22 protein-coding genes are annotated in these 26,057 nt (G+C 70.1%); 10 read left to right on the top strand and 12 right to left on the bottom strand.

All coding sequences use genetic code 11. From position 1 onward, the window contains the following. Positions 1–23: 23 nt before the first annotated feature. The 5 genes from cysD to ACP93_RS08960 all read left to right on the top strand — a co-directional run bounded on the left by cysD (position 24) and on the right by ACP93_RS08960 (position 10,753). On the top strand, positions 24–932 hold the full coding sequence (gene cysD / locus ACP93_RS08980; protein WP_048490351.1) for a sulfate adenylyltransferase subunit CysD: 909 nt from the start codon (positions 24–26) through the stop codon (positions 930–932). After that, the gene (gene cysN, locus ACP93_RS08975; protein ID WP_048490350.1) at positions 932–2,920 is read left to right on the top strand and encodes a sulfate adenylyltransferase subunit CysN; all 1,989 of its coding nucleotides are present in this window, start codon (positions 932–934) and stop codon (positions 2,918–2,920) included. Before cysD ends, cysN begins: the two co-directional genes overlap by 1 nt. 775 nt (positions 2,921–3,695) lie before the next feature. Further along, complete coding sequence (locus ACP93_RS08970) at positions 3,696–6,374, top strand: M1 family metallopeptidase (protein WP_048490349.1); 2,679 nt, start codon at positions 3,696–3,698, stop codon at positions 6,372–6,374. 162 nt (positions 6,375–6,536) lie between these two features. After that, entirely contained in the window at positions 6,537–7,631 is a 1,095-nt protein-coding gene (locus ACP93_RS08965) for an efflux RND transporter periplasmic adaptor subunit (RefSeq protein ID WP_048490348.1), read from the top strand. Then, positions 7,628–10,753: an efflux RND transporter permease subunit gene (locus ACP93_RS08960; protein WP_048490347.1), complete on the top strand. Its 3,126-nt coding sequence runs from the start codon at positions 7,628–7,630 to the stop codon at positions 10,751–10,753. Before ACP93_RS08965 ends, ACP93_RS08960 begins: the two co-directional genes overlap by 4 nt. A 24-nt stretch (positions 10,754–10,777) precedes the next feature. Here ACP93_RS08960 and ACP93_RS08955 read toward each other — a convergent pair whose 3' ends face one another. Continuing rightward, the gene (locus ACP93_RS08955) at positions 10,778–11,899 is read right to left on the bottom strand and encodes a glycosyltransferase family 4 protein (protein ID WP_048490346.1); all 1,122 of its coding nucleotides are present in this window, start codon (positions 11,897–11,899) and stop codon (positions 10,778–10,780) included. After that, complete coding sequence (locus ACP93_RS08950; protein ID WP_048490345.1) at positions 11,896–12,639, bottom strand: polysaccharide deacetylase family protein; 744 nt, start codon at positions 12,637–12,639, stop codon at positions 11,896–11,898. Before ACP93_RS08950 ends, ACP93_RS08955 begins: the two co-directional genes overlap by 4 nt. 164 nt (positions 12,640–12,803) lie before the next feature. Here ACP93_RS08950 and ACP93_RS08945 point away from each other — a divergent pair, with 164 nt between their 5' ends. Beyond that, positions 12,804–13,361 (top strand): GNAT family N-acetyltransferase, encoded by a 558-nt coding sequence (locus tag ACP93_RS08945; protein WP_048490383.1) that lies wholly within the window; start codon positions 12,804–12,806, stop codon positions 13,359–13,361. Between the two features lie 43 nt (positions 13,362–13,404). Here the strand turns inward: ACP93_RS08945 and ACP93_RS08940 are convergent, their stop codons facing one another. After that, positions 13,405–14,469 carry a hypothetical protein gene (locus ACP93_RS08940; protein WP_048490344.1) on the bottom strand — a complete coding sequence of 355 codons (1,065 nt, stop codon included), beginning with the start codon at positions 14,467–14,469 and terminating at the stop codon, positions 13,405–13,407. 492 nt (positions 14,470–14,961) lie between these two features. Here ACP93_RS08940 and ACP93_RS08935 point away from each other — a divergent pair, with 492 nt between their 5' ends. The 3 genes from ACP93_RS08935 (at position 14,962) to ACP93_RS08925 (ending at position 17,227) form a co-directional block, all read left to right on the top strand. Further along, a complete protein-coding gene (locus tag ACP93_RS08935) occupies positions 14,962–15,801 on the top strand; it encodes a TrmH family RNA methyltransferase (RefSeq protein WP_082143406.1) in 840 nt (279 codons plus the stop codon). A gap of 198 nt (positions 15,802–15,999) precedes the next feature. Beyond that, positions 16,000–16,089: a tryptorubin family RiPP precursor gene (locus ACP93_RS22265; protein WP_017911958.1), complete on the top strand. Its 90-nt coding sequence runs from the start codon at positions 16,000–16,002 to the stop codon at positions 16,087–16,089. A gap of 88 nt (positions 16,090–16,177) precedes the next feature. Continuing rightward, on the top strand, positions 16,178–17,227 hold the full coding sequence (locus ACP93_RS08925; protein ID WP_048490343.1) for a cytochrome P450: 1,050 nt from the start codon (positions 16,178–16,180) through the stop codon (positions 17,225–17,227). A gap of 25 nt (positions 17,228–17,252) precedes the next feature. Here ACP93_RS08925 and ACP93_RS08920 read toward each other — a convergent pair whose 3' ends face one another. From ACP93_RS08920 to ACP93_RS08900, 5 genes are all read right to left on the bottom strand, one after another. Further along, positions 17,253–18,302, bottom strand: a complete 1,050-nt coding sequence (locus ACP93_RS08920; RefSeq protein ID WP_106407080.1) for a LacI family DNA-binding transcriptional regulator — start codon at positions 18,300–18,302, stop codon at positions 17,253–17,255. Between the two features lie 62 nt (positions 18,303–18,364). Next, complete coding sequence (locus ACP93_RS08915) at positions 18,365–19,783, bottom strand: M28 family peptidase (protein ID WP_048490342.1); 1,419 nt, start codon at positions 19,781–19,783, stop codon at positions 18,365–18,367. Positions 19,784–19,879: 96 nt separating this feature from the next. After that, the gene (gene mscL / locus ACP93_RS08910; protein WP_048490341.1) at positions 19,880–20,299 is read right to left on the bottom strand and encodes a large-conductance mechanosensitive channel protein MscL; all 420 of its coding nucleotides are present in this window, start codon (positions 20,297–20,299) and stop codon (positions 19,880–19,882) included. Between the two features lie 112 nt (positions 20,300–20,411). Then, positions 20,412–21,119, bottom strand: a complete 708-nt coding sequence (locus tag ACP93_RS08905; RefSeq protein ID WP_048490340.1) for a fumarylacetoacetate hydrolase family protein — start codon at positions 21,117–21,119, stop codon at positions 20,412–20,414. 119 nt (positions 21,120–21,238) lie between these two features. Continuing rightward, entirely contained in the window at positions 21,239–21,511 is a 273-nt protein-coding gene (locus ACP93_RS08900; RefSeq protein ID WP_048490339.1) for a hypothetical protein, read from the bottom strand. A gap of 203 nt (positions 21,512–21,714) precedes the next feature. Between ACP93_RS08900 and ACP93_RS08895 the strand changes: the two genes are divergently transcribed. Continuing rightward, on the top strand, positions 21,715–22,053 hold the full coding sequence (locus ACP93_RS08895) for a Rieske (2Fe-2S) protein (RefSeq protein WP_048490338.1): 339 nt from the start codon (positions 21,715–21,717) through the stop codon (positions 22,051–22,053). A gap of 30 nt (positions 22,054–22,083) precedes the next feature. Here ACP93_RS08895 and ACP93_RS08890 read toward each other — a convergent pair whose 3' ends face one another. The 4 genes from ACP93_RS08890 to thiS all read right to left on the bottom strand — a co-directional run bounded on the left by ACP93_RS08890 (position 22,084) and on the right by thiS (position 25,897). Next, positions 22,084–23,952 (bottom strand): SLC13 family permease, encoded by a 1,869-nt coding sequence (locus tag ACP93_RS08890; protein ID WP_048490337.1) that lies wholly within the window; start codon positions 23,950–23,952, stop codon positions 22,084–22,086. A gap of 122 nt (positions 23,953–24,074) precedes the next feature. After that, on the bottom strand, positions 24,075–24,827 hold the full coding sequence (trmB, locus tag ACP93_RS08885; RefSeq protein ID WP_048490336.1) for a tRNA (guanosine(46)-N7)-methyltransferase TrmB: 753 nt from the start codon (positions 24,825–24,827) through the stop codon (positions 24,075–24,077). Positions 24,828–24,837: 10 nt separating this feature from the next. Further along, positions 24,838–25,632, bottom strand: a complete 795-nt coding sequence (locus tag ACP93_RS08880; protein ID WP_017910410.1) for a thiazole synthase — start codon at positions 25,630–25,632, stop codon at positions 24,838–24,840. A 64-nt stretch (positions 25,633–25,696) separates the two neighbouring features. After that, the gene (gene thiS, locus ACP93_RS08875) at positions 25,697–25,897 is read right to left on the bottom strand and encodes a sulfur carrier protein ThiS (protein WP_017914741.1); all 201 of its coding nucleotides are present in this window, start codon (positions 25,895–25,897) and stop codon (positions 25,697–25,699) included. Positions 25,898–26,057 lie beyond the last annotated feature (160 nt).

Raw genomic sequence — 26,057 nt, 5'->3', positions numbered from 1 at the left:
CACTGCCTGCTGCCGCCGTCTCGATGAGTTCGTCCGCCCTGTCCCACCTCGACCGCCTCGAGGCCGAGAGCATCCACATCCTGCGCGAGGTCGCTGCCGAGTTCCGCAACCCGGTGCTGCTGTATTCGGTGGGCAAGGACAGCTCGGTGTTGCTGCACCTGCTGCTCAAGGCGTTCGCGCCGGCGCCGCCGCCGATCCCGCTGCTGCACGTGGACACGCGCTGGAAGTTCCGCGAGATGATCGCCTTCCGCGACCGCCGCGCTGCGGAGACCGGCGTGGAACTGCGCGTGCACATCAATCCCGACGGCGTCGCCCAGGACATCGGCCCGTTCAGCCACGGCGCCAGCGTGCACACCGATGTGATGAAGACGCAGGCACTGAAGCAGGCGCTGGACCTGTGGAAGTTCGATGCGGCCATCGGCGGCGCGCGGCGCGACGAGGAGAAGGCGCGCGCCAAGGAGCGCGTGTTCTCGTTCCGCAACGCGCACCACCGCTGGGATCCCAAGCAGCAGCGTCCGGAGCTGTGGAATCTGTACAACCCGCGGATCCATCCCGGCGAGAGCGTGCGCGTGTTCCCGCTGTCCAACTGGACCGAGCTGGACATCTGGCTGTACATCTACCGCGAGGCGATTCCGGTGGTGCCGCTGTACTTCGCCGCCGAACGCCCGGTGGTGGAGCGCGACGGCGCGCTGATCATGGTCGACGACGCGCGCCTGCCGCTGCGTCCCGGCGAAACCCCGCAGCTGCGCCGCGTGCGCTTTCGCACCCTCGGCTGCTACCCGCTGACCGGCGCGATCGCGTCGCAGGCCGACACCCTGGAGAAGATCATCGCCGAGATGCTGCAGGCCACCACCTCCGAACGCCAGGGCCGGATCATCGACAAGGATCCGGGTGCGTCGATGGAGCAGAAGAAGGTGGAGGGATATTTCTGATGGGCCGGGAGTCGGGATTCGGGATTCGGGATTCGCAAGAGCGGGGTTTCGCGAGTGAGGCGGCATCAGGAGGAGACGCTGTTGCGAATCCCCAATCCCGACTCCCCAATCCCGTAGGCGGCGACGCAGTCGCCGCCTACCTGCAACAACACGAACACAAGCCGCTGCTGCGCTTCATCACCTGCGGCAGCGTCGACGACGGCAAGAGCACGCTGATCGGGCGCTTGCTGTACGACAGCAAGCGGCTGTTCGACGACCAGTTGGCCGCGCTCGGTGCCGACAGCAAACGCCACGGCACCCGCGGTGGGGCCATCGACTATGCGCTGCTGCTGGACGGCCTCGCCGCCGAACGCGAACAGGGCATCACCATCGACGTGGCCTACCGCTACTTCGATACCGACCGGCGCAAGTTCATCGTCGCCGACTGCCCCGGGCATGCGCAGTACACCCGCAACATGGCCACCGGCGCGTCCACCGCCGACGTGGCGGTGGTGCTGGTGGACGCCACCAAGGGCGTGTTGACCCAGACGCGACGGCACAGCTACATCGTCGCGCTGCTGGGCATCCGCCACGTGGTGCTGGCGGTCAACAAGATGGACCTGGTCGAGTTCGAACAGGCGACGTTCGAGGCCATCGCCGCCGAGTACCGCGCGCTCGCCGCGCAGCTTGGCATCGCCGACGTGCAGTGCATTCCGCTGTCGGCGTTGGAGGGCGACAACCTGTCGCAGCGTTCGGCGCGCATGCCCTGGTATGCCGGCCCGGCGCTGCTCGAACATCTGGAAGGCGTGCAGCTGGACGCGCGTAGCGGCGACAGCGGCCTGCGTCTGCCGGTGCAGTGGGTCAACCGCCCGAATGCGCAGTTCCGTGGCTTCGCCGGCACCGTGGCCGCAGGCGCGGTGCAGCCCGGCGATGCGGTGGTGGTGCTGCCGTCGGCGCGGCGCGCGCAGGTGGCGCAGGTGCTGATCGGCGCCGAACCGGTGCCGCGCGCGGTGGCCGGGCAGGCGGTGACGCTGACCCTGACCGAGGAGATCGACGTCAGCCGCGGCGACGTGATCGCCGCCGCCGGCGATCCGCCGGAGGTGGCCGACCAGTTCGCCGCGCACGTGCTGTGGATGGACGATGCCGCGCTGCTGCCCGGTCGCCCGTACTGGCTGAAGATCGGCGCACGCACCGTGGCCGCCAGCGTCACCGAGATCAAGCACCGCATCGACGTCAACACGCAGGAGCGGCTGGCGGCCAAGCGCCTGGAACTCAACGAGGTCGGCTACTGCAACCTGGCGCTGGACCAGCCGATCGCCTTCGCTCCGTACACGCAGGACCGCGCGCTCGGCGGCTTCATCCTGATCGACCGCCACAGCAACGCCACCGTCGCCGCCGGCACCCTGGATTTCGCGCTGCGCCGGGCCGGCAACGTGCACTGGCAGCACCTGGACGTGGACAAGGCCGCGCGCGCGCGGATCAAGGGCCAGACGCCGAAGGTGCTGTGGTTCACCGGCCTGTCCGGCGCCGGCAAGTCGACCATCGCCAACCTGGTCGACAAGCGCCTGCACGCGCTGGGCTACCACACCTTCATCCTCGACGGCGACAACGTCCGCCATGGGTTGAATCGTGACCTGGGTTTCACCGACGAGGACCGCGTCGAGAACATCCGTCGCGTCGCCGAAGTGGCCAGGCTGATGACCGATGCCGGGCTGATCGTGCTGGTCAGCTTCATCTCGCCATTCCGCGCCGAGCGGCAACTGGCGCGCGAGCGCTTCGGCGAGGGCGAATTCCTCGAGGTGTTCGTCGACGTGCCGCTGCCGGTGGCCGAGGCACGCGACATCAAGGGCCTGTACGCCAAGGCGCGCGCCGGCCTGATCCCCAACTTCACCGGCATCGATTCGCCGTACGAGGCGCCGGAGCGGCCGGAGCTGCACCTGCACGCCGATGGCGACAATGTCGAAGCGCTGGCCGCGCAGGTGCTGGCGGCGCTGGGGTTGCAGGACTGAGGCGGGAGCAGGGCGTTGCGAGGGTCGGTCGCCTTCCCGATACCGCCGTGCTGTAGCGGTCAACTGTCATGCAGCCGCGCCGCACGGCTCCCGCTAGGCACCCGACCGTAAGGCGTCGGGACTGAAGTCCCTCCCACAGTGCACCCAGCCAACGTGTCGTAAGTCTTAGCAGGAGCTGTTCCGTCAAACACGAATAGTGCTCGCTGTTGCGAAACTCGGCGTTGTTGTGTGGCCATCAGGGCCAACAGGCAATGAGCGCCACCACGCGCAGAGCATTTGTTGGCGGACACGGCAATGACCCAGGCGTGCGCTGTAGTCGCAGGTGCTTCTGCTTTTGCTATTGGCCTTTGCTATTGATGTTGCTCTGGCTTCTGATTGACCGGGTTCCCTTCCGCAGCGGCGGCCAGTGCGGGGAAAAACCCCGAAGGGGCGGCGTACATGGATGTACGCCGTCCGCGGCAGGGGCAGGATGCCCCTTCCGCGGATCCCCGGGCTGGACGCGGACCCGGAGCGCGTCAGCGCGGAGGGCGCGTAGGCAGGGTGTGCTTGACCAGCCTTCGGCTGTGGTAAAGCGCTTCTTTTGTTTACTTTTCTTTGCACAAGCAAAGAAAAGTAACTCGCCGTAAGGCGAAAGCCTTGGCTGTTGCTTGAGATGTGGGTCCGGATGAGAAGAACCCCCACGGTGCCCGCGGGCTAAATCACTGGCCGTCATCACGTGACAGCCGCGGCCGCGCATGCTTAAGTCGTCGCCCTCCTCATCGGCGAAGGCCCGTCCATGCCAGCTCTGTCCCGTCGCGTGCTGTTCTCCGTCCTCGCGCTGTGCTGCGGCGCGGCCTGCGCGCAGGCCCCCGATGCGGTGCCGACCGGACGCCTGCCGGATTGGGCGGTGCCCGAACACTATGCGCTGGACCTGAAGATCGATCCGGAGCGCACCGACTTCGACGGCACCGCCACCCTGCGCGTGCGCCTGGAGCGCGCCTCCGACCATCTGTGGCTGCACGGCAAGGAGTTGCGGGTGAGCAAGGCCACGCTGCACACCGCCGATGGTGCGTCGTTCCCGGTGCGCTACACCCAAGCCGACGCGCAGGCCGGCGTGGCCCGCATCGCCTTCGGGCGAACGCTGCAGCCGCAGGAGCTGACCCTCACCATCGTCTACAGCGCACCGTTCAACCAGCAGTTGCAGGGTCTGTACCAGGTCAAGGCGCAGGGGCATGCCTACGCCCTGACGCAGATGGAGCCGATCAGCGCGCGCTACGCCTTCCCCGGCTTCGACGAGCCGGCGCTGAAGACGCCGTTCGCGCTGCGCCTGACCGTGCCCGAGGGCGAGCAGGCACTGGCCAATACCCGCGCCGAGTCCACCCAGCCGGCCGGCAAGGGCTGGAAGACCGTGCGCTTCGCCGAGACCGTGCCGCTGCCGACCTACCTGGTGGCGTACGCGGTCGGGCCGTGGGACGTGGTCGACGGGCCGGCATTGCCGGCCACGCCGCAGCGCCCGCAATCGATCCCGCTGCGCGGCGTGGCCGCGCGCGGGCAGGGGCCGCGCATCCAGCGCGCGTTGCAGCAGACACCGGAGATCATCGCCGCGCTGGAGGACTATTACGACTTCGGCTATCCGTTCGACAAGCTGGACCTGGTGGCCGCGCCGGACTTCTCCGCCGGCGCGATGGAGAACCCCGGCTTCGTCACCTTCCGCGACTGGCTGTTGCTGCTGGACGACGATTCGCCGCGGCACAACGTCGAGGGCTCGTTCAACGTCACCGCGCACGAACTGGCGCACCAGTGGACCGGCGATACGGTGACCATGGCCTGGTGGAACGACCTGTGGCTCAACGAGGCCTTCGCCACGTGGATGCAGCAGAAGATCACCATGCGCCTGCGTCCGCAGTACCGCGCCGACCTGGACCGCATCAGTGCCGCGCAGGATGCGATGAACAACGACAGCCTGGTCAGCGCGCGCAAGATCCGCCAGCCGATCACCGGCAACGGCGACATCGAGACCGCCTTCGACAGCATCACCTACCGCAAGGGCGCCGCGGTGCTGGGCATGTTCGAGCAGTTCGTCGGCGAGGACACCTTCCGCAGCGGCATGCGCCGCTACATCCGCACGCACCGCTTCGGCAACGCCACTGCCGACGACCTGGTCGACGCCATCGCCGCCGCGGCCGGCAAGGGCGCCGACTTCAAGGCCGCGTTCCGCAGCTTCCTCGATCAGCCGGGCGTGCCCTACCTGCAAGCGCGTTTGCAGCCGGAGACGGGCGCTGCGGTGCTGCAGCTGCACCAGCAGCGCTTCCTGCCGCTGGGCTCGCGCGGCAGTGCCGCGCAGACCTGGGGCGTGCCGGTGTGCGTCAAGTACGGCACGCGCCAGGGCGCGCGCCGCGCCTGCCAGATGCTGTCCGCCAGCGACGGCCGCCTCGTGCTGGCCGGCGCCGATGCCGACAGCTGGGTGATGCCCAACGCCGGCGGCACCGGCTACTACCGCTTCGCCCTGCCCAAGCCGCAACTGGCCGCGCTCGGCCGCCATCTCGATGCGCTGGACGACGCCGAGAAGCTGGCCTATGCCGATGCCATCGACAGCGCGTTCCGCACCGGCGATGCCGACACCGCCGACGTGATCGCGGCGATGCAGCAGCTGGCGGCGGCCAAGGCCACCGCGGTGACCACCGCGATGAACGACCGCATCGCCTGGATCTGGCGGGTGCTGGCGCGCGACGAGGCACAACGGGATGCGCTGCGCTTGGCGACCGAAGCCGCGTTCGGCGCGCGCCTGCAGGCACTGGGCTACCAGCGCCGGGCCGGCGACAGCGACGACGACGTGGCGCTGCGCTCCAACCTGGCCGAACTGCTCGGGGTCACCATGGGCGTACCGGCGGTGCGGCAGGCGCTGCTGGCCCAGGGCGATGCGGTGCTGGCCGGCAAGGGCGGCGCGCTGGAGTTCGCCGCCGCCAACCCCGATCTGCTCGGCGCGGCATTGACGGTGGCGGTGCAGGCGCGCGGCGCGCCGGCGGTGGACGCGTTGATCGCCGCCTTGCGCGGTCACGGCGAACCGGCCCAGCGCAACGCGATGATCGAAGCGCTCGGCGCCGTGCGCGATCCGCAGCAGTTGCAGAAGGTGCGCGATTTCGCCCTGACCGATGCGATCAAGGTCGGCGAGATGAACAGCCTGCTGATGGGTGGACACGCCGAGCCCGCCACGCATGCCTCGATGTGGCCGTGGTACACCGCTCACTTCGAACGCATCGTGGCGCGCTCCGGCTCCTTCGACGGCGGTCGCTTGCCGGCGCTGGCCGCCAGCGGTGGCTGCGACGCCGCCGAAGCGGATCGGCTGGAGGCGTTCTTCACGCCGCGGCTGAAGACGCTCAGCGGCGCCGATCGCGGCCTGGCGCAGACCGCCGAAACGATTCGCCTGTGCAGTGCGCTGCGCGAGCGGCAGCACCTCGCCGTCGCGCCACGCTGAGGTGCCGAACGGGCGCGGCGCACGCCGCGCCACGCGTGCGCTGCGTCTCATCGCGCAGCGCATGCATTGGCCGGCAAGGGTCGTCGGTCATGGTCGCGGTGTGTCAACGCTCGTCACGCCGGGCCGTTAGACTGGGTCGAACTCCACGCGTCCGGGATCTCCATGCCGCACCGACCACGCGCCGGCGTCCGCCTGGTGTGTCTCCTGTTGTCGTCGATCGTGCTTGCCGGCTGCGGCAAGCCGCCGGTACCGGCGAGCGCCAGCACCGCGGTTCCGGTGACGCTGCAGACGGTGCAGCCGCGCGACTGGAACGACAGCCTGTCGTCGCTGGGCACGGTCAAGGCGCGCGAATCGGTGACGCTGACCGCCAAGGTCAGCGAGATCGTGGAGCGCGTGCATTTCGAAAGTGGCCAGGAAGTGGCGGCCGGCGCGCCGCTGGTGACGCTGCGCGGGCAAGGCCAGCAAGCGGCGCTGCGCGAGGCCGAAGCGACGTTCACCGAGGCCGAGCAACTGTACCGGCGGCAGAGCGAACTGGTCGGGCGGCAACTGGTGTCGCGCGCGCAACTGGACACGCAACGCGCGCTGCGCGATGCCGCGCAGGCGCGGGTGCTGCAGATGCGTGCGGAGATCGGCGACCGCAGCGTGCGTGCGCCGTTCGCCGGCGTGCTCGGCTTGCGCCAGGTCAGCCCCGGCGCGCTGCTGACGCCGGACGCGACCATCGCCACGCTCGACGACGTGGCCCAGGTCTACGTGGATTTCCAGGTGCCGGAGGCGGCGCTGTCGACGGTCAAGGCGGGCGATGCCGTCGGCGGCCGCAGCGTGGCCTATCCGGGGCGCGCGTTCGAAGGCAAGGTCGCTACCGTGGACGCGCGCGTGGACAGTGCCACCCGCGCGGTCACCGTGCGCGCCGCGTTCGACAACGCCGACCGCGCGCTGCGCCCGGGCATGCTGATGGACGTGCGCCTGTACCGGCCTGCCCGGCAGGCGCTGGTAATCCCGGAGATCGCGGTGGTGCAGGTGGGGCGCGATGCGTTCGTGTACCGGGTCGGCGCCGACGCCGCCGTGGCCCGCGCCGACGTGCGCACCGGCGCGCGCCGCGACGGCCTGGTCGAGATCGTCGACGGCCTGCAGCCCGGCCAGCGCATCGTGGTCGAGGGCACCGGCAAGCTGCGGCCGGGCGTGACGGTGGTCGATGCCGCCGCCGCTGACGGCGGTGGCGCGCGCAGCGGCAGCGCCGCGGCGGACCTGGCCGGATGAAGCTGTCCGACGTCTCGATCACCCGGCCGGTGTTCGCCGCGGTGATGAGCCTGTTGCTGGTGGTGTTGGGGGTGATGGCGTACAGCCGGCTGACCCTGCGCGAGCTGCCGGCGATCGATCCGCCGATCGTGTCGGTGGAGGTGCGCTATCCCGGCGCCTCGGCCGCAGTGGTGGAAAGCCGCATCACCCAGGTGCTGGAGGACGCACTGGCCGGTATCGAAGGCATCGAGACGATCCAGGCGCGCAGTTCCAACGGCGTGGCCGACATCAGCCTGGAGTTCCGCGCCACCCGCGACATCGAGGCCGCCGCCAACGATGTGCGCGATGCGGTCAGCCGCGTACTCGACCGCCTGCCCGACGAGGCCGATGCGCCGGAGATCGCCAAGGTCGAGGCCGATGCCGACGCCATCCTGTGGCTCAACATGAGCTCCAGCACGATGGACGCGCTGCAGCTGTCCGACTACGCCGAACGCTACGTGGTGGATCGCCTGTCCAGCATCGACGGCGTCGCCCAGGTGCGCCTGGGCGGGCGCCAGCGCTATGCGATGCGCATCTGGCTGGACCGCGACCAACTGGCCGCGCGCGAGCTCACCGTGACCGACGTGGAGAATGCGCTGGCCCGCGAGAACGTGGAGCTGCCGGCCGGCCGCCTGGAATCGGCCGACCGCGACTTCACCCTGCGCGTGGAGCGCAACTACCGCACGCCGGCAGACTTCGCCGCCATCCCATTGGGCAAGGGCCGCGACGGCTACGTGGTGCGGCTGGGCGACGTAGCCAAGGTGGAACTGGCCTCGGCCGAGCGCCGCGCCTACTTCCGCAGCAACGGCGTGCCCAACGTCGGCCTGGGCATCGTCAAGACCTCCACCGCCAACAGCCTGGACGTGGCCCGCGCCGCGCGCGCGGCCGCGCAGCAGATCCAGCAGACCCTGCCCAAGGGCACGCAGATCTTCGTCGCCTTCGACTCCACCGTGTTCATCGATGCCTCGGTAGAGCGCGTCTACCACACCTTGATCGAGGCGGTGGTGCTGGTGCTGGTGGTGATCTGGCTGTTTCTGGGCAGCGTGCGCGCGGCGCTGATTCCTGCGGTGACCGTGCCGGTGTGCCTGGTGGCCGCGTTCATCGCGTTGTACGCGTTCGGCTTCTCGATCAACCTGCTGACCCTGCTCGCCCTGGTGCTGTGCATCGGCCTGGTGGTGGACGATGCGATCGTGGTGGTGGAGAACATCCAGCGCCGCGTCGACCTGGGCGAGCCGGCGCTGGTGGCGGCGCGGCGCGGCACCGCGCAGGTCGCCTTCGCAGTGATCGCCACCACCGCGGTGCTGGTGGCGGTGTTCCTGCCGGTCGGCTTCCTCGAAGGCAACACCGGGCGCCTGTTCCGCGAACTGGCGGTGGCGCTGGCCGCGGCGGTGGCGATCTCCGCCTTCGTCGCGCTGACCCTGACCCCGATGATGTCGTCCAAGCTGCTCAAGGCGCATGCGCGCGAGAAGCCCAACCGCGTGCACGGCTGGGTCGAGGCGCGGCTGCAGGGGCTGAGCGCGCGCTATCGGCACGTGCTCGAGCGCCACGTCGGTCGCGCCTGGCTGTTCGGCGCGCTGATGCTGGCGGCGCTGGTGGCCAGCGCGCTGCTGGCGCGGATCATCCCCTCGGAACTGGCGCCGGCCGAGGACCGCGGCTCGTTCCAGGTGATGATCGATGCACCGGAGGGCGCCGGTTTCGACTACACGGTGGGGCAGATGCACCAGGTCGAGGCCATCCTCGACCGCCACCGTGGCGATGGCCAGCCGATCGCGCGCGCCAATCCGCGCGTGCCCGGCAGCTTCGGCGCCAGCGAGGAGATGCACACCGGCCGGGTCAGCGTGTTCCTGCGCGACTGGAGCGAGCGCGACCTGGCCACCGCCGACGTCGCCGCGACGCTGCAGGACGAGTTGCGCGCCTTGCCCGGCGTGCGCGCGCGCACCCAGGTCGGCGGCGGCCTGGTCAACAGCCGCGGGCAACCGTTCCAGATCGTGCTCGGCGGTCCCGACTACGCCGAGATCGCGCAATGGCGCGACCGCCTGCTGGCGCGCATCGCCGACAACCCCGGACTGGTCGGGGCGGACTCGGACTACAAGGAAACCCGGCCGCAGATGCGCGTGGAGATCGACCGCCAGCGCGCAGCCGACCTCGGCGTGCCGGTGACCGAGATCGGCCGCGCGCTGGAGACGTTGATGGGTTCGCGCCAGGTCACCACCTTCGTCGACAACGGCGAGGAGTACGACGTGATGCTGCAGGCCAGCCGCGACGGCCGCGCCGATCCGGCCGACCTGGCGGCGATCCGGGTACGCGCCGACAGCGGCCAGCTGATCCCGCTGTCCAACCTGGTGAGCCTGCGCGAAGTCGCCGAGCCCGGCAATCTGCATCGCTTCAACCGCCTGCGTGCGATCACCATCAACGCCGGCCTGGCCCCGGGCTATCCGCTCGGCGAGGCGATCGCCTGGGCGCAGCAGGTGGCGCGCGAGGAACTGCCCGACTACGCGCAGCTCGACTGGAAGGGTGAATCGCGCGAGTACCAGAAGGCCGGCGGCGCGGTGCTGCTGACCTTCGCCCTGGCATTGCTGATGGTGTACCTGGTGCTGGCGGCGCAGTTCGAGAGCTTCATCCACCCGCTGGTGATCATGCTGACCGTGCCGCTGGGCGTGCTCGGCGCGCTGATCGGCCTGGCGATCAGCGGCGGCACGCTCAACCTGTTCAGCCAGATCGGCATCGTGATGCTGGTCGGGCTGGCGGCCAAGAACGGCATCCTGATCGTGGAGTTCGCCAACCAGCTGCGCGATGCCGGGCGCAGCGTGCGCGAGGCCATCGTCGAAGCCTCGGCGGTGCGCCTGCGGCCGATCCTGATGACCTCGCTGGCCACCGTGGTCGGTGCGATCCCGCTGGTGGTCGCCGGCGGCCCGGGTTCGGCCAGCCGCGCCACCATCGGCATCGTGGTGATCTTCGGCGTGTCGGTGTCCACGCTGCTGTCGCTGTTCGTGGTGCCGGCGTTCTATGCGTTGCTGGCGCCGTACACGCGCTCGCCGGATGCGGTGCAGCAGCGCCTGCAGCAACTGGAGGCGCAGACGCCCTCGGTCGGCGGCCACGCCTGAGCGAGGCCGCGCACCCTGGTGCGCTCAGGCCGGGTCGGTGCGCGACGGCGCCAGCGCCTGCGGCGCGCAGCGCGGCTGCTGCAGCAGGTGCACGAACTGCGCGGCGATCACGGCGCCGCCGAAATGGCGCTGCACGAAGTCGCGTCCGGCCTGGCCCATGCGCTGGCGCCGTTCGCTGTCGCACAGGCGCAGGATCGCATCGCGCCAGCCGTCCACGTCGCCGGGCGTGAGCAGTTCGCCGCTGACGCCTGGGTCCAGCGTCTCGGCGGTGCCGCCGACGTGGCTGGCCAGCACCGGCACGCCGCTTGCCTGCGCCTCCACCGAGACCCGGCCGAAGGTTTCCGGCGCCAGCGACGGGAATGCCAGCATCGACATCGCGTTGTAGTACGGCGTGGTGTCGTTGACCCAGCCGACGAAGCGATGGCGTTCGCCGTGCGGCTGGGCCGCGGCCTGCGCCTGCAACTGCGCCGCATCCGGGCCGTCGCCCAGCCACAGGCAGTGCAGCCGTGGCTCCTGCGCCATCGCCGCCCCAGCCGCTTCCAGCAACGGAAAGATGCCCTTGCCGGCATGCATGCGCCCGCTGTAGCCGAGCACGATCGCGTCCTCGGGCAACTGCTGTGCGGCGCGGATGGCGCGGCCGCGCTCCGGATCCGGGCGCAGCCGCTCCATGGTCACCGGGTTGTACAGCACCTGCACCAGCGCCTCGGGCACGCCGCATTCCAGGTAGGCCTGCCGCGCGTAGTGCGAGACCGCGAAGAAGCGCGCCGCCAGGCGCGGGATCGCATAGCCGGACAGCGCGCTCATCGCCGGGGTACGGTGGCGGAACAGCGCGACGGGGATGCCCAGCGCGCGCCCGGCCAGCAGCAGCGGCCAGTACTCCTTGCCGAAGTTGCCGACCAGCCAGTCCGGCCGGCTGCGCCGCGCCACGCGCAGCAGCGGCCGGTAGCCGTCCGGGTCCAGCACGTTGCGGAAGTGCCCGACGTGCACGGTGATGCCGCTGCGGCGCAGCTCGTCGGCGATCAGGCCGCCCTCGCAGGCGATGACCTCGACCTGATGACCGACGCCGGCCAGCGCCTGCGCCAGCGCCACGAAATGCGTGGCCGCGCCGGTATTCTCGGGATTGGTGCCGACGAACAGGAATTTCATCCGCGGCGGTCCTCGTAGGCGGTGAGCGCACGCAGCGCGAATTGCGGCAGCAGGTGATGACGCGCGACCTGGATGCGCGGGTAGCGCATCGGGTCCGAGCCGGCCAGCGCGCGGCCGCGGCGGGTGCTGGTGGCGGCGGTGTAGCCGGCTTCGCGCACCACGTCGGCGACGCGGTCGTCGACATCGCCGTAGGGGTAGCAGAACTGCGGGACGGCCTCGCCCAGCAGGTCCTCCAGCTCGCGCTTGCAGCCGCCGATCTCCTCGCGCAGGGCCGCGTCGCTGCAGCCGGTCAGGTGCGGGTGCGAGCGCGTATGCGCGCCGATCTCCATGCCGCCGGCGCGCCACTGGCGCAGCTCGGCGAGGTTCATCAACGGCTTCTCGATGCCGAGCTTCTGCGCATCCCACACGTTGTGGCGGCCGATGCAGCCGCTGACCATGTACACCGTGGCGGTGAAGCCCAACTGCTGCAGCACCGGCAGCGCCGCCTGCAGGTTGTCCAGGTAGCCGTCGTCCAGGGTGACCACCGCGACCTTGCCCTGGCGTTCGCCGCGCAGGTAGGGCATGGCGTCGGACATGGACACGCCGCGGTAGCCCAACCGCTGCAGCAGGCGCATCTGCCGGGCGAAGCGGCCCGGGCTCACGTACAGGCTGCGGTACACCTGCAGGTGGCGCGGCGCCTCGGCCACGTTGTGGTACATGAAGATCGGGATGCGGGCCGTGGCGGCGGTGTCGGAAGGCATCGGGGAACGGCTCTTTGGACGGAAGGGCGAGGTGCGGCGCGGGAGTCTACCCGGGCTGGCTTTCGCTGGTCTGTCGGGTAAAACCCTCAGCCGTAGACGATCGCGCCGCCGCGCAGGCCGCGGCCGGCGGCTATGCTGCGCTTCCCTTGCCGCAGGAATCGCCGATGTCCCAGACCGCCGCTGCCGCCCCCTGGCGCGATCTGCAGCTGCGGCTGGACGGCATCGTGCTGCGCCGCTGGCGCACCGACGACCTGGACGCGCTGGTCCGCCACGCAGACGATGCCCAGGTGGCGCGCGGGCTGAGCCGGCGCTTCCCGCATCCCTACACCCGCGCCGACGGCGAGGCCTTCCTGGGCGGGCAGGTGATCGACCTGAACGATCCGGTGCTGGCGATCGCGATCGGCGGCGAGGCCTGTGGCGGGATCGGCCTGCATGCGGCGGCGGTGCCGTCACCCGGCTGTGCGGAACTCGGCTACTGGCTGGGCAGCACGCATTGGGGCCAGGGACGGATGACCCGTATCGTCGCCGCGTACCTGGACTGGGCGGTGCCGGCGCTGCGCCTGCAGCGGGTCGAGGCGCTGGTGTTGCCGGACAATCCGGGTTCGGCGCGGGTGCTGCAGAAGAACGACTTCGCCGAGATCGGCAGACGCTCCGAGGTGTCGGTACGCGACGGGAAACTGCGCGACCTGCGGCTGTTCGCGCGGACCTGGCCGGCAGTCTGACCCGCGCGTCGCTCGTTCGGAGCGACGCGCAGGAGGCACGGCCTCAGTAGGAAATGGTGGCCGAGGTGGCGGTGGTGTCCACCGCGTAGTTGCATTGCACGTCCAGGCCCGAGCTGTCGTTGTACGACACCCACGCTGGCGACGCCACCCGTTGCATGCGGTAGTCGTACACGCCGATCGCGCTGAAGGTGATGCGTCGGTCGGGCGGATACTGGTCGCAACTGTCCACGGCGTACACTTCCAGCGCGCCGCCCACCACCAGGTGCGTACGGGAGTTGATGTCGTAGGTGGTGCTGAGCCGCACGCTCTGGCCGCTGGTCACGTTGCGCGTGTCGACGTTCCAGTTCGAGCAGGGGCTGCCGTTGTTGCAGGTGGCATAGGTGTCGCCGACGATCCGGTCGCCGGCCTTGGCCGGGATGAAGTCGCTGTACCACACCATACCGTCCTGGCAACAGTTCCAACTGCTCAGATCCCAGGTATTGCTGTCGCCGCGGTAGCCCAGCACCGGTTGCAGGATGGTCGGATCGTCGCTCTGCATGCCGGGGAAGAAGTACACCGTCTGGTGCGCCACGTTGGTCGGGTTCTGCGGCACCGTCCAGCTGGCGACGATGCGGCCCATCTTGTTGCCGGTCACGTCGATGGCCGACTGCACCCAGTCGTGGGTGATCGGCGGTGGCACCGCGCGGTGCGCGCTGGAGGCCACCAGCGCGGCGTTGCCGCGGGCCTGCCGGCCATCCAGGCCGCGCCCGTCAGGCCTTACCCGGATGCCGCTGGGCGTGAAGTTGTCCTGGGTGCAGGCCTGCGCCTGTTCGCGCACGCCGTCGGCGCGCTGCAGGCCGCCGCCATCGCCGAGGATGCGTTCGTTGCGATGCACCTGGCGCACGCAGGCGGGCGCGAAGTAGCCGAAAGGCGTCTGGATGTAGTCGTCGGGGACGTTGGCGGGTTTGTGCGCGGTGCGCAGGGCGCCGGCCCGGGCCAGGCGCGCATCGGGTGCGACGGTTTGTGCCAGTGCGCTGGCGCCGAGGCCGAAGAGGGCCAGCGTCAGCAGCAGCGCGGCGCAGGCGCGGTGGCGCGCGGTCCGGAAAGAAGGACGGAAGTCGGAGTGCATGGGAGTTCGCCTTGTCGTGAGAATGCGGAATGCGTTCTCGGGAGGCCGTGCGGCGCGACGGCACGGCGCGTTGTGGCGCCGTCGGTCGTGGCTTGCCTCCCGTCTGCGAAGCGAGTGGTGCGGGGCGTGCCTGCTCGATAAATGCCTGCGTGGTGGCCGAAGGAGCGGCGACGATGGACCCAACGCGCATCGCGCGCTTGTCGGATTTCCGCATGACTCGCCGCGAATCCCGCATGGTGGGGGGCGAGGGTGAACTGTTTCTCGGTCGTCGCCGCGATCTGGTTTGCGCTTCGTGTGGCGCGACGTAGACAAGTGCCGGCGCCGCGATCGACCGCGTTGGGGCAGCCGGCGCCGCGCGGATGAGCGAAAATGCCCGCAGCGTGCCGCCCCTGGCGCGCGTCCGTGCGTTTTCCAGGAGAGTCCCATGCGTCATGCCCTTCGTCCCCGCTGCGCCGCTTCGGCCTGGCGCGCCTGCGCCACGGGCGTGCGCCGATGACCTCGCCCTGGGGCAACCGCCCGCGCGGTGGGAATCCCCCCTCTCCCCCCGGGAGAGGGGCCGGGGGTGAGGGTACGGCGGCCAGTAGCCGCAACGAACTGCGCCTGTACGGCCTCAACGCAGTGCGCGCGGTGTACGCGCGGCGGCCGGAGGCGATCCGCAAGCTGTACCTGAGCGAGGCGCGGATCCCGGCACTGCAGCCGCTGCTCAAGTGGTGCGTGGCGAACCGCGTCGGCTACCGCGTGGTGGACGAGGCCGATCTGCACAAGCTCGCTTCCAGCAGCCACCACGAAGGTGTGGTCGCCGACGTGCTGCGCGTCGCGCCGCTGGCCTTGGCCGACTGGCTGCAGACGCTGGCGCCGGGACCGGCGATGGCGCTGTGGCTGGATGGCGTGGGCAACCCGCACAACTTCGGCGCGATCCTGCGCTCGGCGGCGCACTTCGGCGTGGGCGCGATCCTGTTGCCGGAGCAGGCCGCATTGGCATTGTCCGGTGCTGCCGCGCGCGTGGCAGAGGGCGGCGCCGAGGCGGTGCCGCTGGTGCGGCTGCCGCCTGCGATGCAGGCGCAAGCGCAATTGCGTGGTGCGGGCTTCGCCCTCGCGGCGACGCTGGTGGACGGCGGCGACGATCTGTTCGCCACCACCTTGCCGCAGCGCCTGGTCTACGTGATGGGCGCCGAGAGCGACGGCATGGACCGCGACTTCGCGCAGGCCTGCGACCTGCGCCTGTCGATCCCCGGCAGCGGCGCGGTGGAAAGCCTCAATGTCGCCGCGGCCACGGCGGTGTTGCTGGGGACGTGGCGCAGCCGGCATCCGCACCAGCACGCTGCGCGCTGAGCACGGCGTCACGCGCGGAGAGCCGGCTGCATTTGGCTACGCAATAGTGTGCGCGTCGGCCGGTTTCGGGTTTGCGGCGCACCTGTCGGCGGCGTAGCGTGCAGGCGCGCCTTGTCGATGCGATCGCGCCTCACGCGATGCGCGCCAGCGAGACCGCGCAGTCCCCCTCCCGAAAGGGCCATCGTCACTCCTGCGGAGATGTCGCTCATGAAGCTGCTGTTCTCCATCAAGCACCTGCTGTCGTCGAAGAAGCCGCTGAAGTCGTACGCCTGGTACATCTGGTACTGAGCGCCGCGTGTGTCGCCGCACGGCGTGCCGTGCGGCCGGTGTCCGGCGGATGCGCTTCGCCGGGCGCCGATGCTTCAGGAGAGTCGGGATGTCCGCCATCATGGTCGATCGCGATGCGCGCGCTACGGTGTTCGCGCCGCGTCTGCAGGCGTTGCTGCGCACGCACGTGGGGCAGGAGGCGTTCCGCCTGGATGCCGACACGGTCGGCGTCGCCGGCGCCGCGCTGAGCGAGCGCCTGCTCGCGGCGCGGCCGGCCACCGAACACGAACGGCCGACCTTCAAGCCGCTGCATGGCCGTTCGATCGCGCGCAGCGAGGCCGCCAAGCTGATGCAGGCGATCGGCCGCGACGTGCGCGAGGCGCTGAAGCGTCCGGTGCCCGCGACGCTCGACCTGTCCGGCCCGTGGCCGCACGTCGGCCATGTCTATCTGCGCGACCTGCTGCTCGGCGGCGACCCGTGGCGACTGCGCCTGCTCATGGACCGCACGCTCGAATTGACGCCGCGCCTGACCTGGGCGGTGATCGCGGCCGGTGCGCTCGCGCCGCTGCTCCCAGGCGAAGATGCCTCCACGCTGGCCACCCTGTTGTCCGCGGCCGGCAGCTACCGCGAACGCCGCGATGCGATGGGCCTGTACCGGCGCACCGCCGCGCCGGTGTGCTTCACCATTTCCACCCTGGTCGCCAACGCGCTGTGGCTGGGGTCGCCGTTCGACGCGCGCGTCTCCAACCGCCATCTTCTCTACGAAACCCTGCGCCTGCTGCCGCCGTCCTGGAACATCCTGCGCAACGCCTCGCCGGAATACGGCGCGCTGGACCCGCGCATCGGCGCGGCCGACGACGTGCTGGTGCTGCCGCTGCTCAGCCATCGCGATCCGGCGTTGTGGGAGGAGCCGGAGGCGTTCCGTCCCGAGCGCTGGGACGGTGTGGATCCCGATGCGTTGCCCGGCTACCTGCCGTTCGGCCATGCATCCGAGCGCTGCTGGGGCCGGCACATGGTGATGCCGCTGGCGGAACGGTTGCTGGACCTGTTGCGCGGTCAGGATCTGGTCGCAGACCCACAGCAGCGTCGCGCCGCAGTGCCGTTGACCGGTCTGCTGGGCGTGGCCCAGGTCGAGGTGGTCCGGCAGACGCGCGGTTGAGCCGCGGCGTGCGCGCCGCCGCCTGTCAGCGCTGCGGCGGCGCGGTGGAGGCGCGCGTGACCAGGGTGTAGTCCAGTACCCGATGGGTGCCGTGGCTGGGCAGGCCATCGCGGCGCTGGCGGATCTCGCCGAGCAGCAGCGTCACCGCCGCCCCGCCCATCGCCGCGACCGGCTGGTGGATGGTGGTCAGCTCCGGCCAAATTGTCGTGGCCACCGGCGTGTCGTCGAAGCCGGCGATCGACAGGTCTTCCGGCACGCGCAGGCGCAGCCCGTGCGCGATCGCCAGCGCCGCCGCGGCCATGTCGTCGTTGCTGCACAGGATCGCGCTGGGCCGCGGCATGACCTGCAGCAGCGCGGTGGCCGCGAGCAGGCCGGAGCGATAGGTGAACATGCCTTCGGCCACGCGCTCCGGCGCCACCGTCAGCCCGGCCTGGGCCATGGTGTCGAAGAACGCGCGGCTGCGCAGCGCGCTGGGTGTGTGGCCGGGATCGCCGCTGACGAAGCCGATGTCGCGGTGGCCCAGGTCGAGCAGGTGCCGGGTGAGCGCGCACGCGGCCTGGTAGTCGTCGATGCGCACCGAGCTGACCCCGGGCATCGGTGCGCCGGTGGCCACCGCCACCAGCGGAATGCCGCGCGCGTCCAGTTCGGCGATGGTCTGCCGCGCATCGCACAGCGGCGGCGGCAGGATCAGGCCATCGGCGCCGGCCTCGAGCAGGCGTTCGGTGGCGGCGCGCTGGCTGTCGCTGTCCTCGCTCTTCTCCACCAGCACCTGGCAGCCTTCCAGGCTGCTCTGCTCGAGCACCCCGAGCATGAACTGATTGAGGTAGGCCGCGCTGGGATTGCTGTACAGCACACCGAGGCGCGCCAGTCCTGCGGTGCGCAGCGAGCGGCCGGCGAGGTTGGGGCGGTAGCCGAGCGCCTGGATCGACGCCTCGACGCGCTCGCGCATGGTCGCGCTCACGCGCGGGTGGCGGTTGATCACGCGCGAAGCAGTCATCGGCGACACGCCCGCATGGCGGGCCACATCCAGCAACGTCACCGCTGAGCCCGCGCGACGTTGCCGTATGCCCATCAAAGGTCCTGGCGCAGCTGCGGAAGGGAAGCCCCTGCGCGCGTCCTGCGCAGGTCCGGTGCACTTTACTCCCTGGGCGGTTCCACTGTCTTGGCCTGGCTGCCGAAACTGCCGTCGGCCTGCGCCGCCAGATACGCGAACACCGCATATGCGGCGACGTTCTGCGCCAGCGCCTTCGGGTCGATCTTGTCCAGGGTGTCGTCGGCGGTGTGATGCAAATCGAAGTAATCCGTGCCGTCCTGCGCCAGCCAGGCCCAGGCGCCGCCCTTGGCGGCAAGCGGGCCGACATCCGGGCCGGGGCCACCCGCGTCTGGCGCATAGGCGATGCCGAGCGGCGCCAGCGCCTCGGCGATCTGCCGGGTCGCTTCGCGCGAGCCGGCGGCGTCGCCGGAGCCGGTGTTGAAGGCGTAGATGCGGCCGGCGCCGAAGTCGCTCTCGGCGGCGATCTGGTGCCGCGCCACGTCCTTGGCATGCGCCTGCGCGTAGGCCTTGCCGCCGTACAGGCCCTGCTCCTCGTTGGCGAAGGCGACCACGCGGATGCTGCGCTTGGGCGGCTGCTTGAGCTGGCCGATCAGATGCCCGGCGGCCATGCTGATGGCCACGCCGGCACCGTCGTCGATCGCGCCGGTGCCCAGGTCCCACGAATCTAGGTGCCCGCCGATCAGCACCACCTCGTTGGGCAGCGTGCGCCCGGTGATCTGCCCGATCACGTTGTAGGAGGTCGCCGTGCCGTCCCAGCCGCAGTCCAGCGCTAGCCGCAGGCGCACCGGGCCGCGCGCGAGCAGGCGCGCCAGCTGGTTGGCGTCGGGCACCGACAGTGCCGCTGCCGGCACCGGCGTCAGTCCCTCGTCGAAGCGGGTGATGCCGGTGTGCGGCACGCGGTGCGAATCGGTGCCGGCCGAACGCATCACGAAGCCGATGGCGCCCTTGCGGATCGCTTCCGATGGCCCCTTGCTGCGCACCGCGCCGCCATTGCCGTAGTCCTTGCCGTCGCGGGTGCGCAGCATCTGGTAATCGACGAAGGCGATCTTGCCGCGCAGCGCGTCGGCCGGTGCCGCCTGCAACGCGGCCAGGTCGGCGAAGCGCACCACCTCGGCCTCGACCGTGCCGCCGGGGCTGCCGCCCAGCGCGGTGACGGTCAGTGGTTGCGCGTGTGCGCCGAGCACCTGCGCGTGTTCGCTGCGCCGCTCCCACTTCGGGAACGTCACCGGCTCGGTCCAGACCTTGTCGAAACCCAGCGACTTGAATTTGGCGGTGGCCCAGGCCACCGCGCGTGCATCGGCGTCGCTGCCGGCCATGCGCGGGCCGATCTCGGTGGTCAGCGATTCCACCACCTTCCAGCCGGTGTCGTCGGCCAGCGCCCGTTCGCGCAAGGTCGCGGCGTCGCGCAGGGCTGCCTCTGGAATGCGCGTGGCGTCGGCCGCCATGGCAGCAGTGGAGGACAGGCCGAGGACGGCAGCGATGACGAGGGCGAGACGGCGCATGGCGGATTCCGTGAACACAGGAACGGCCAGCTTAGCAGTGCGTCGCCGCGCTGCACCGCGCGGCCTGCAGCGTGCAGGCCGCGCGTACCGCTGCGCTCACTCCGGGCGCGGCTCGTGCTTGAGCGAATCGCGGATCTCGCGCAGCAACAGCACTTCCTCGGTCGGTGCCTTCGGCGCGGGCGGTTCCTTGCGCGCGATGCGGTTGATCGCCTTGACCAGCATGAAGATGGCGAAGGCCACGATCACGAACTGGATGATGGTGTTGAGGAAATCGCCGATGCCGATCACCACGGCCGGCACCGGCTTGCCCGCGGCATCCACCGTGGCCGCTTTCAGCGTCCATGCCCAGCGCGAGAAGTCCACGCCGCCCGCGAGCAATCCGATCGGCGGCATGATGATCTTCTCCACCAGCGCGGTGACGATCTTGCCGAACGCAGCGCCGAGCACCACGCCGACCGCCAGGTCCAGCACGTTGCCGCGCATGGCGAATTCCTTGAATTCGCGGATCATGCTCATCGGAACTCCTTTCTTGTCAGTGCGGGCCTGTCGCCGCGGCGCTAGCCTAGCGCAGTTGTCGTGGTGTCCGGATCACAGGCACGCGCACGCTGCGCGACCGTCGTGTGCCGCCTCAGCCGACGATGCGGCCATGCCGCTCGGCCACGTTCTCCAGGCGCGCGCTGAAGCGGTCGCCCGGGCGCAGCGCGGCCACGCCGGCGGGCGTGCCCATGAACACCAGGTCGCCGGCGCGCAGCGCGAACAGCTTGGACAGTTCGTGCAGGATCTCCGGCACGTTCCAGATCATCTGCTCCAGCAGCGATTGCTGGCGCACCTCGCCGTTGACTTCCAGCGAGAGGTTCAACGCCTCCAGCGCACCGACCTCGCCGGCCGGGATCAACTCGCTGATCGGCGCGGAGGCGTCGAAGCCCTTGGCGATGTCCCACGGCAGGCCCTTGGCCTTGGCCGCGGCCTGCAGGTCGCGGCGGGTCAGGTCCAGGCCCACGCCATAGGCCAGGATCAGCGACTCGGCGCTTTCCACCGGCAGCACGCCAGCGGGTGCGTCCTGGCCCAGCGCCACCACCAGCTCCACCTCGTGGTGCAGGTCCTGGGTCGCGGACGGGTAGGGGATGGCCTCGTCGCCGATCACCAGCGCATCGGCAGGCTTCATGAAGAAGGTCGGCTGGCCGCGCTCGGCCTTCGAGGCCGGCGCACTGGCGCCCATCTCGCGGGCATGGTCGGCGAAGTTGCGGCCCACGCAGTAGATGCGATGCACTGGAAACAGGCCCTGGCCGCGCACGGGAACGCGCGGAGCCTCGGCAGCGGCGAACAGGTCTTTCATGGGCGTGCATCCAACGAGAAGAGGATGCCGCAGTCTAGCGCGTCGGGTTCAACCCGATTCCAACAGGGATGCGGATGCCGCCTTCGCGAATCCCCAATCCCGACTCCCCACTCCCAGCCTTACAACGGCAAGGCAGGCTTGCGCACCACGCGGTACTCGCCATTGACGACATGGCGGCGCGAGGTGGCCGGGCGCTTGCCGCGCTGGCTCAGCAGCTTCATGGCGATGCCACCCAGGATCATCGCCGCGCCGACGAACACGCTGACGAACACCAGCCCGGCGAGGATCGCCAGGCCGAGCAGGCCGACCGCCAGCTTGACCAGCGGGTGGCGCGGCTTGCGCGGCGCGAAGACGTGCCGGAATTGGTCGAAATTGAAGAGGCGAGCACGCATGGCAGAACTCTGTTTCAGTTTGAACCGAAGGGGCGCAGTATCGGCGCTGTTTTATGTGACGGAGTGAAAACTTCGTTAAGCGAAAAATTAACACTTTGCGTTCAACCGCTTGCATGTCCTCACGAAGTGAAGCATCGCGCCGGCGCGGGCCACGCGGGTCCGTGCCAGAATTGCGGCCCCATCGCCGTGCGTGCCCGTAAGCCATGACCGAATCTTCCGCCGTGCTGGCGTCCTTGCACGACCTCGTTTCCGGCGAACTGGCCGAGGCCGAGGCGCTGATCGGCGGCGAATCCGAGTCGCTGCTGCTGTACCGGGAGGGCGACAGCGTGCGCGCGTGGTTGAACGTGTGCCCGCACGCCGGGCGGCGCCTGGACTGGGCGCCCGGGCAGTTCCTGAAGAGCCGCGAGGGCCACGTGGTGTGCGCCGCGCACGGTGCCGCGTTCGAACTGCAGGGCGGCGAGTGCGTGTCCGGCCCGTGCCGCGGCCAGAGCCTGCATGCGGTGTCGGTGGAGGTGCGGGCAGGGCAGGTGGTGCTGGTCTAACGCGTAGGCAGAGGCTTGCGGGACGGCGCGCTACAGCGCGTGCCACCAGCTCATCGACATCAGGTTGACCATCAGCACCACCACCAGGGTGTAGACCAGCGACAGCGGGCCGCCGACGCGCCACAGTTCGCGCGGCTGGTAGTTGGCCGGGCCGGTGATCATCGAGATCACCGGATTGGAGGCGGTCATCAGGTTGTTGGACGCCGACAGCGCCACGATCAGCGCGAATGCGGTGGGGTTGCCGCCGGCCGCCAGCGCCAGGTTGACCGCGATCGGCACCATCACGATGGTCGCGCCGACATGGCTGATCACCAGCGAGAACGCGGTGGTCAGCAAGCCCAGTGCGATCTCCAGCGCCCACACCGGAATGCCCTCGGGCAGCCGCGCGATGGTGTGGCCGGCGACCCAGGCCGCCGCGCCGCTGCTGTCCATCGCCCAGCCCAGCGGGATCAGCCCGGCCATCAGGAACACGGTCTTCCAGTTGATCGAGGCGTAGGCCTCGTCCATGCGCAGCACGCCGGTCAGCAGCATGCCGGCCACACCGGTCATCAGGGTCAGCGCCACCGGCAGCCTGGAGGTGAGCGCGATCAGGATGGTCAGGGCGAAGATCGTCATCGCGATCTTGAACTTGTGCGGACGGTGCTCGCCCTTGGGGTAGTCGGTGACCACCACGAAATCGCGGCTTTCCGAGGCCTGCGCCAGGTCCTGCCAGATGCTGTGGAACACCAGCATGTCGCCGGCGCGCAGCGGCACCTTGCGCACGTCCTCGCGGATCACCTGCTTGTCGCGGTTGATCGCCAGCAGGCTGATCCCGGCCTGCTTGCGCAGGCGCAGTTCGGCCGCGCTCTTGCCGATGAAGCGCGAGGTCGGCGGGATCACCGCCTCGGAGATGCCGGCGCGGCTGGGATTGAACAGGTCGCCGAGGTTGCGCAGGCGCGAGGACAGGCGCAGGAACTGGTTCTGCGCGAAATCGGCCACCTGCTGGCGCGCGCCCATCACCCCGAGCACGCTGCCGACCCAGATGCGCATGTCCGCCGGCGGCGCCAGGCGGGTGTCGTTGCCGGTCTTCAGGGCGAGCAATAGCGGTGCGTTGTGCACGGTCTCGGCCTCGCCCAGGGTCATGCCGACCAGCGGGCTGTCGGCGCTGACGATCAACTCGAACACGTCGCCCTCAATGCCGTAGGTGCGGGCGAAGTAGCTCTCGGTGCGCGCCGGGGTGACGCCGTCGTTGATCAGCCGCTCTTCTTCGGCCAGCGCCTTGTCGCCACGCACGCGGAAGTAGATCAGCGAGGCCAGCAGCAGCGCCACGCCGATCGGCAGCGGCGCGAACATGCGCAGCGGCTCGATGGTGGCCATGCCCGAAGGCAGGTTGTTGTTGGCCGACTGCAGCAGGTCGTTGAGCAGGATCAGCGGCGAGTTGCCGACCATGGTCAGCGCGCCGCCCATCACGATGGCCGCGGCGATCGGCAGCAGCAGCCGCTGCAGCGTCAGCCCGGTGCGCCCGGCCAGGCGCGAGGCCACCGGCAGGTACAGCGCCATCACCGAGGGGTTCTGCATGAACGAGGAATTGAGCCCGGCGATGGCGGTGGTCAGCAGCATCAGCCGTTCCTCCACCCCGCGCGCACGGCGCAGCAGCCACGACGCCAGCCGGTTCAACGCGCCGGTGCGCTCGAGCCCGGCGCCAAGGATGGTGGTGGCGATGATGCTCATCACCGCGTTGCCGGAGAAGCCGCTGAACAACTCCTCCGGCGCGATCAGGCCGGTCACCCCCAGCACCACCAGCACCACCAGCGCCACCACGTCGGCGCGGATCCGCTCGAACACGAACATCGCCATGGTGAAGCCGACCAGCCCGAGCACGAGCTTCATATCGGTGGTCAGCGTCAGCGCGGTATCCATTGGCGGCCGGGAGTGGGGATTGGGGATTGGGGATTAGCTGACAGCGGCAATCGGGGCCGGCTGCCGCAATGGCGTGCCGTGGATGCATCTGCTGCGGATGGTGGCAGATTCGCTCCTCATCCCTAATCCCCAATCCCCAATCCCGGCTTGTCATACAGCAAATCCCACACCCCATGCCCCAGGTTCTGGCCGCGGGTCTCGAAGTGGGTCTGCGGGCGCCAGTCCGGGCGCGGTACGTGGCCGCGCGGGCCGGCGCGGTTGACCAGGCCGGGGGTGGCGTCGAGCACGTCCCACATCTGCTCGGCGTAGTCGGCCCAGTCGGTGGCGCAGTGCAGGCGGCCGCCGTCGCGCAGCTTGCGCACCAGCAGCGCGGCGAAGGCCGGCTGCAGCAGGCGCCGCTTGTTGTGGCGCTTCTTGTGCCAGGGGTCGGGGAAGTAGATGCGCACCTCGTCCAGGCTGCCGTCGGCGATCTCGTGCTGCAGCACCTCCACCGCGTCGTGGTGGTACAGGCGCACGTGGTCGGCGCCGTCCTCGGCCAGCGCGTTGAGCAGACGGCCCACGCCGGGCGCATGCACCTCGATGCCGATGTAGTCGCGGTCCGGGTCGTGCTGCGCAGCGTGGCGCAGGGCCGCGCCGTTGCCGAAGCCGATCTCCAGCACCTTGGGCGCGTTGCGGCCGAAGGTGGCATCCAGGTCGCGCGGCTGGCCGCTGTAGTCCAGACCGAAGCGCGGCCACAATGCATCGAACGCGCGCTGCTGGGCCGGAGTGAAGCGGCCCTGGCGCAGCACGAAGCTGCGCACCTGGCGGTGGCCTTCCTCGACGGTGAAGGGTTTCGGCGGGGTCTTGGCGCCGGCGCTGGAGAACGGATCGGTCATGCCTGCGGCCTCACCCGATCAGTCCGTCGACCGGCGAGGAGGCGCTGGCGTAGCGCTTGCGCGGGATGCGCCCGGCCAGGAACGCCTCGCGGCCGGCCTCCACCGCCTTGCGCATGGCGCTGGCCATCAGCACGGGGTTGCGCGCGCCGGCGATCGCGGTATTCATCAGCACGCCGTCGCAGCCCAGCTCCATCGCGATCGCCGCGTCCGAGGCGGTGCCGACGCCGGCGTCGACGATGATCGGCACCTTGGCGTTGTCGATGATCTCCAGCAGGTTGTAGCGGTTCTGGATGCCCAGGCCGGAGCCGATCGGCGCGGCCAGCGGCATCACCGCCACGCAGCCGATCTCTTCCAGGCGCTTGGCCAGGATCGGGTCGTCGCTGGTATAGACCATCACCTCGAAGCCGTCGGCGACCAGGATTTCGGCGGCCTTGAGGGTCTGCACCACGTCCGGGAACAGGGTGCGCTGGTCGCCCAGCACTTCCAGCTTGGTCAGGTTGTGGCCGTCGAGCAGTTCGCGCGCCAGCCGGCAGGTGCGTACCGCGTCCTCGGCGGTGTAGCAGCCGGCGGTGTTGGGCAGGATGGTGTACTGCTCCGGCGGCAGCACGTCGAGCAGGTTGGGCTCGCCCGGGTTCTGGCCGATGTTGCTGCGGCGGATCGCCACGGTGACGATCTGCGCGGCGGCGGCCTCGGTGGCCAGGCGGGTCTGTTCGAGATCGGCGAACTTGCCGGTGCCGGTGAGCAGGCGCGAACGGTAGGGTTTGCCGGCGATCACCAGCGCATCGTGGGGGGCGGGAGCGTTCATCGGCGGATTATCGCCCATCGCACCGGCCCTGCCGAGTCCGCGTACCTGCGCGCGGCGGCGCGATTCAGCCGCCGCCCAGTGCGTGCACGATCTCGACCCGGTCGCCGGCGTGCAGTTCGTGTTCGGCGTGCGCGCCGCGCGGCACGATCTCGCCGTTGACCTCGACCGCCACCCGCCGCTGTCCCAGTCCTTCGGCCTGCAGCAGTGCAGCCACCGTGGTGGCCGGCGCCAGCGTGCATTGTCTGCCGTTCAATTCGATGTTCATGCCATCATTGTGCAATGCGCGCCGTGGGCGTGCGAGTCGCAATCTTGCGGCAGTGCAACGTGAGCGTGTCCGGCAGAGGTGGAATGATGTCGGCCATGCGGCTACGTATGGTGCGGCCGCTTCCCCGTTTCCCTGCATTTCTCGTGTTCCATTTCTGCCC

Origin of the sequence: Xanthomonas sp. NCPPB 1128 (assembly GCF_001043115.1) — a bacterium.
Lineage (GTDB): Bacteria > Pseudomonadota > Gammaproteobacteria > Xanthomonadales > Xanthomonadaceae > Xanthomonas_A.
Note: the sequence above shows the minus strand (reverse complement) of the source record. Positions and strands in the feature narration are given on the sequence as shown.

Bases quoted from the DNA above. Each gene is read 5' to 3' on its own strand.
- trmB (WP_048490336.1), bottom strand. From the start codon at position 24,827: ATGACCGATCCGTTCTCCAGCGCCGGCGCCAAGACCCCGCCGAAACCC.
- ACP93_RS08900 (WP_048490339.1), bottom strand. From the start codon at position 21,511: ATGCGTGCTCGCCTCTTCAATTTCGACCAATTCCGGCACGTCTTCGCG.
- cysD (WP_048490351.1), top strand. From the start codon at position 24: ATGAGTTCGTCCGCCCTGTCCCACCTCGACCGCCTCGAGGCCGAGAGC.
- cysN (WP_048490350.1), top strand. From the start codon at position 932: ATGGGCCGGGAGTCGGGATTCGGGATTCGGGATTCGCAAGAGCGGGGT.
- ACP93_RS08925 (WP_048490343.1), top strand. From the start codon at position 16,178: ATGTCCGCCATCATGGTCGATCGCGATGCGCGCGCTACGGTGTTCGCG.
- ACP93_RS08950 (WP_048490345.1), bottom strand. From the start codon at position 12,639: ATGCCTTCCGACACCGCCGCCACGGCCCGCATCCCGATCTTCATGTAC.
- ACP93_RS08935 (WP_082143406.1), top strand. From the start codon at position 14,962: ATGACCTCGCCCTGGGGCAACCGCCCGCGCGGTGGGAATCCCCCCTCT.
- ACP93_RS08940 (WP_048490344.1), bottom strand. From the start codon at position 14,469: ATGCACTCCGACTTCCGTCCTTCTTTCCGGACCGCGCGCCACCGCGCC.
- ACP93_RS22265 (WP_017911958.1), top strand. From the start codon at position 16,000: ATGTCGCTCATGAAGCTGCTGTTCTCCATCAAGCACCTGCTGTCGTCG.
- thiS (WP_017914741.1), bottom strand. From the start codon at position 25,897: ATGAACATCGAATTGAACGGCAGACAATGCACGCTGGCGCCGGCCACC.
- ACP93_RS08915 (WP_048490342.1), bottom strand. From the start codon at position 19,783: ATGCGCCGTCTCGCCCTCGTCATCGCTGCCGTCCTCGGCCTGTCCTCC.
- mscL (WP_048490341.1), bottom strand. From the start codon at position 20,299: ATGAGCATGATCCGCGAATTCAAGGAATTCGCCATGCGCGGCAACGTG.
- ACP93_RS08945 (WP_048490383.1), top strand. From the start codon at position 12,804: ATGTCCCAGACCGCCGCTGCCGCCCCCTGGCGCGATCTGCAGCTGCGG.
- ACP93_RS08960 (WP_048490347.1), top strand. From the start codon at position 7,628: ATGAAGCTGTCCGACGTCTCGATCACCCGGCCGGTGTTCGCCGCGGTG.
- ACP93_RS08955 (WP_048490346.1), bottom strand. From the start codon at position 11,899: ATGAAATTCCTGTTCGTCGGCACCAATCCCGAGAATACCGGCGCGGCC.
- ACP93_RS08895 (WP_048490338.1), top strand. From the start codon at position 21,715: ATGACCGAATCTTCCGCCGTGCTGGCGTCCTTGCACGACCTCGTTTCC.
- ACP93_RS08965 (WP_048490348.1), top strand. From the start codon at position 6,537: ATGCCGCACCGACCACGCGCCGGCGTCCGCCTGGTGTGTCTCCTGTTG.
- ACP93_RS08880 (WP_017910410.1), bottom strand. From the start codon at position 25,632: ATGAACGCTCCCGCCCCCCACGATGCGCTGGTGATCGCCGGCAAACCC.
- ACP93_RS08905 (WP_048490340.1), bottom strand. From the start codon at position 21,119: ATGAAAGACCTGTTCGCCGCTGCCGAGGCTCCGCGCGTTCCCGTGCGC.
- ACP93_RS08970 (WP_048490349.1), top strand. From the start codon at position 3,696: ATGCCAGCTCTGTCCCGTCGCGTGCTGTTCTCCGTCCTCGCGCTGTGC.
- ACP93_RS08890 (WP_048490337.1), bottom strand. From the start codon at position 23,952: ATGGATACCGCGCTGACGCTGACCACCGATATGAAGCTCGTGCTCGGG.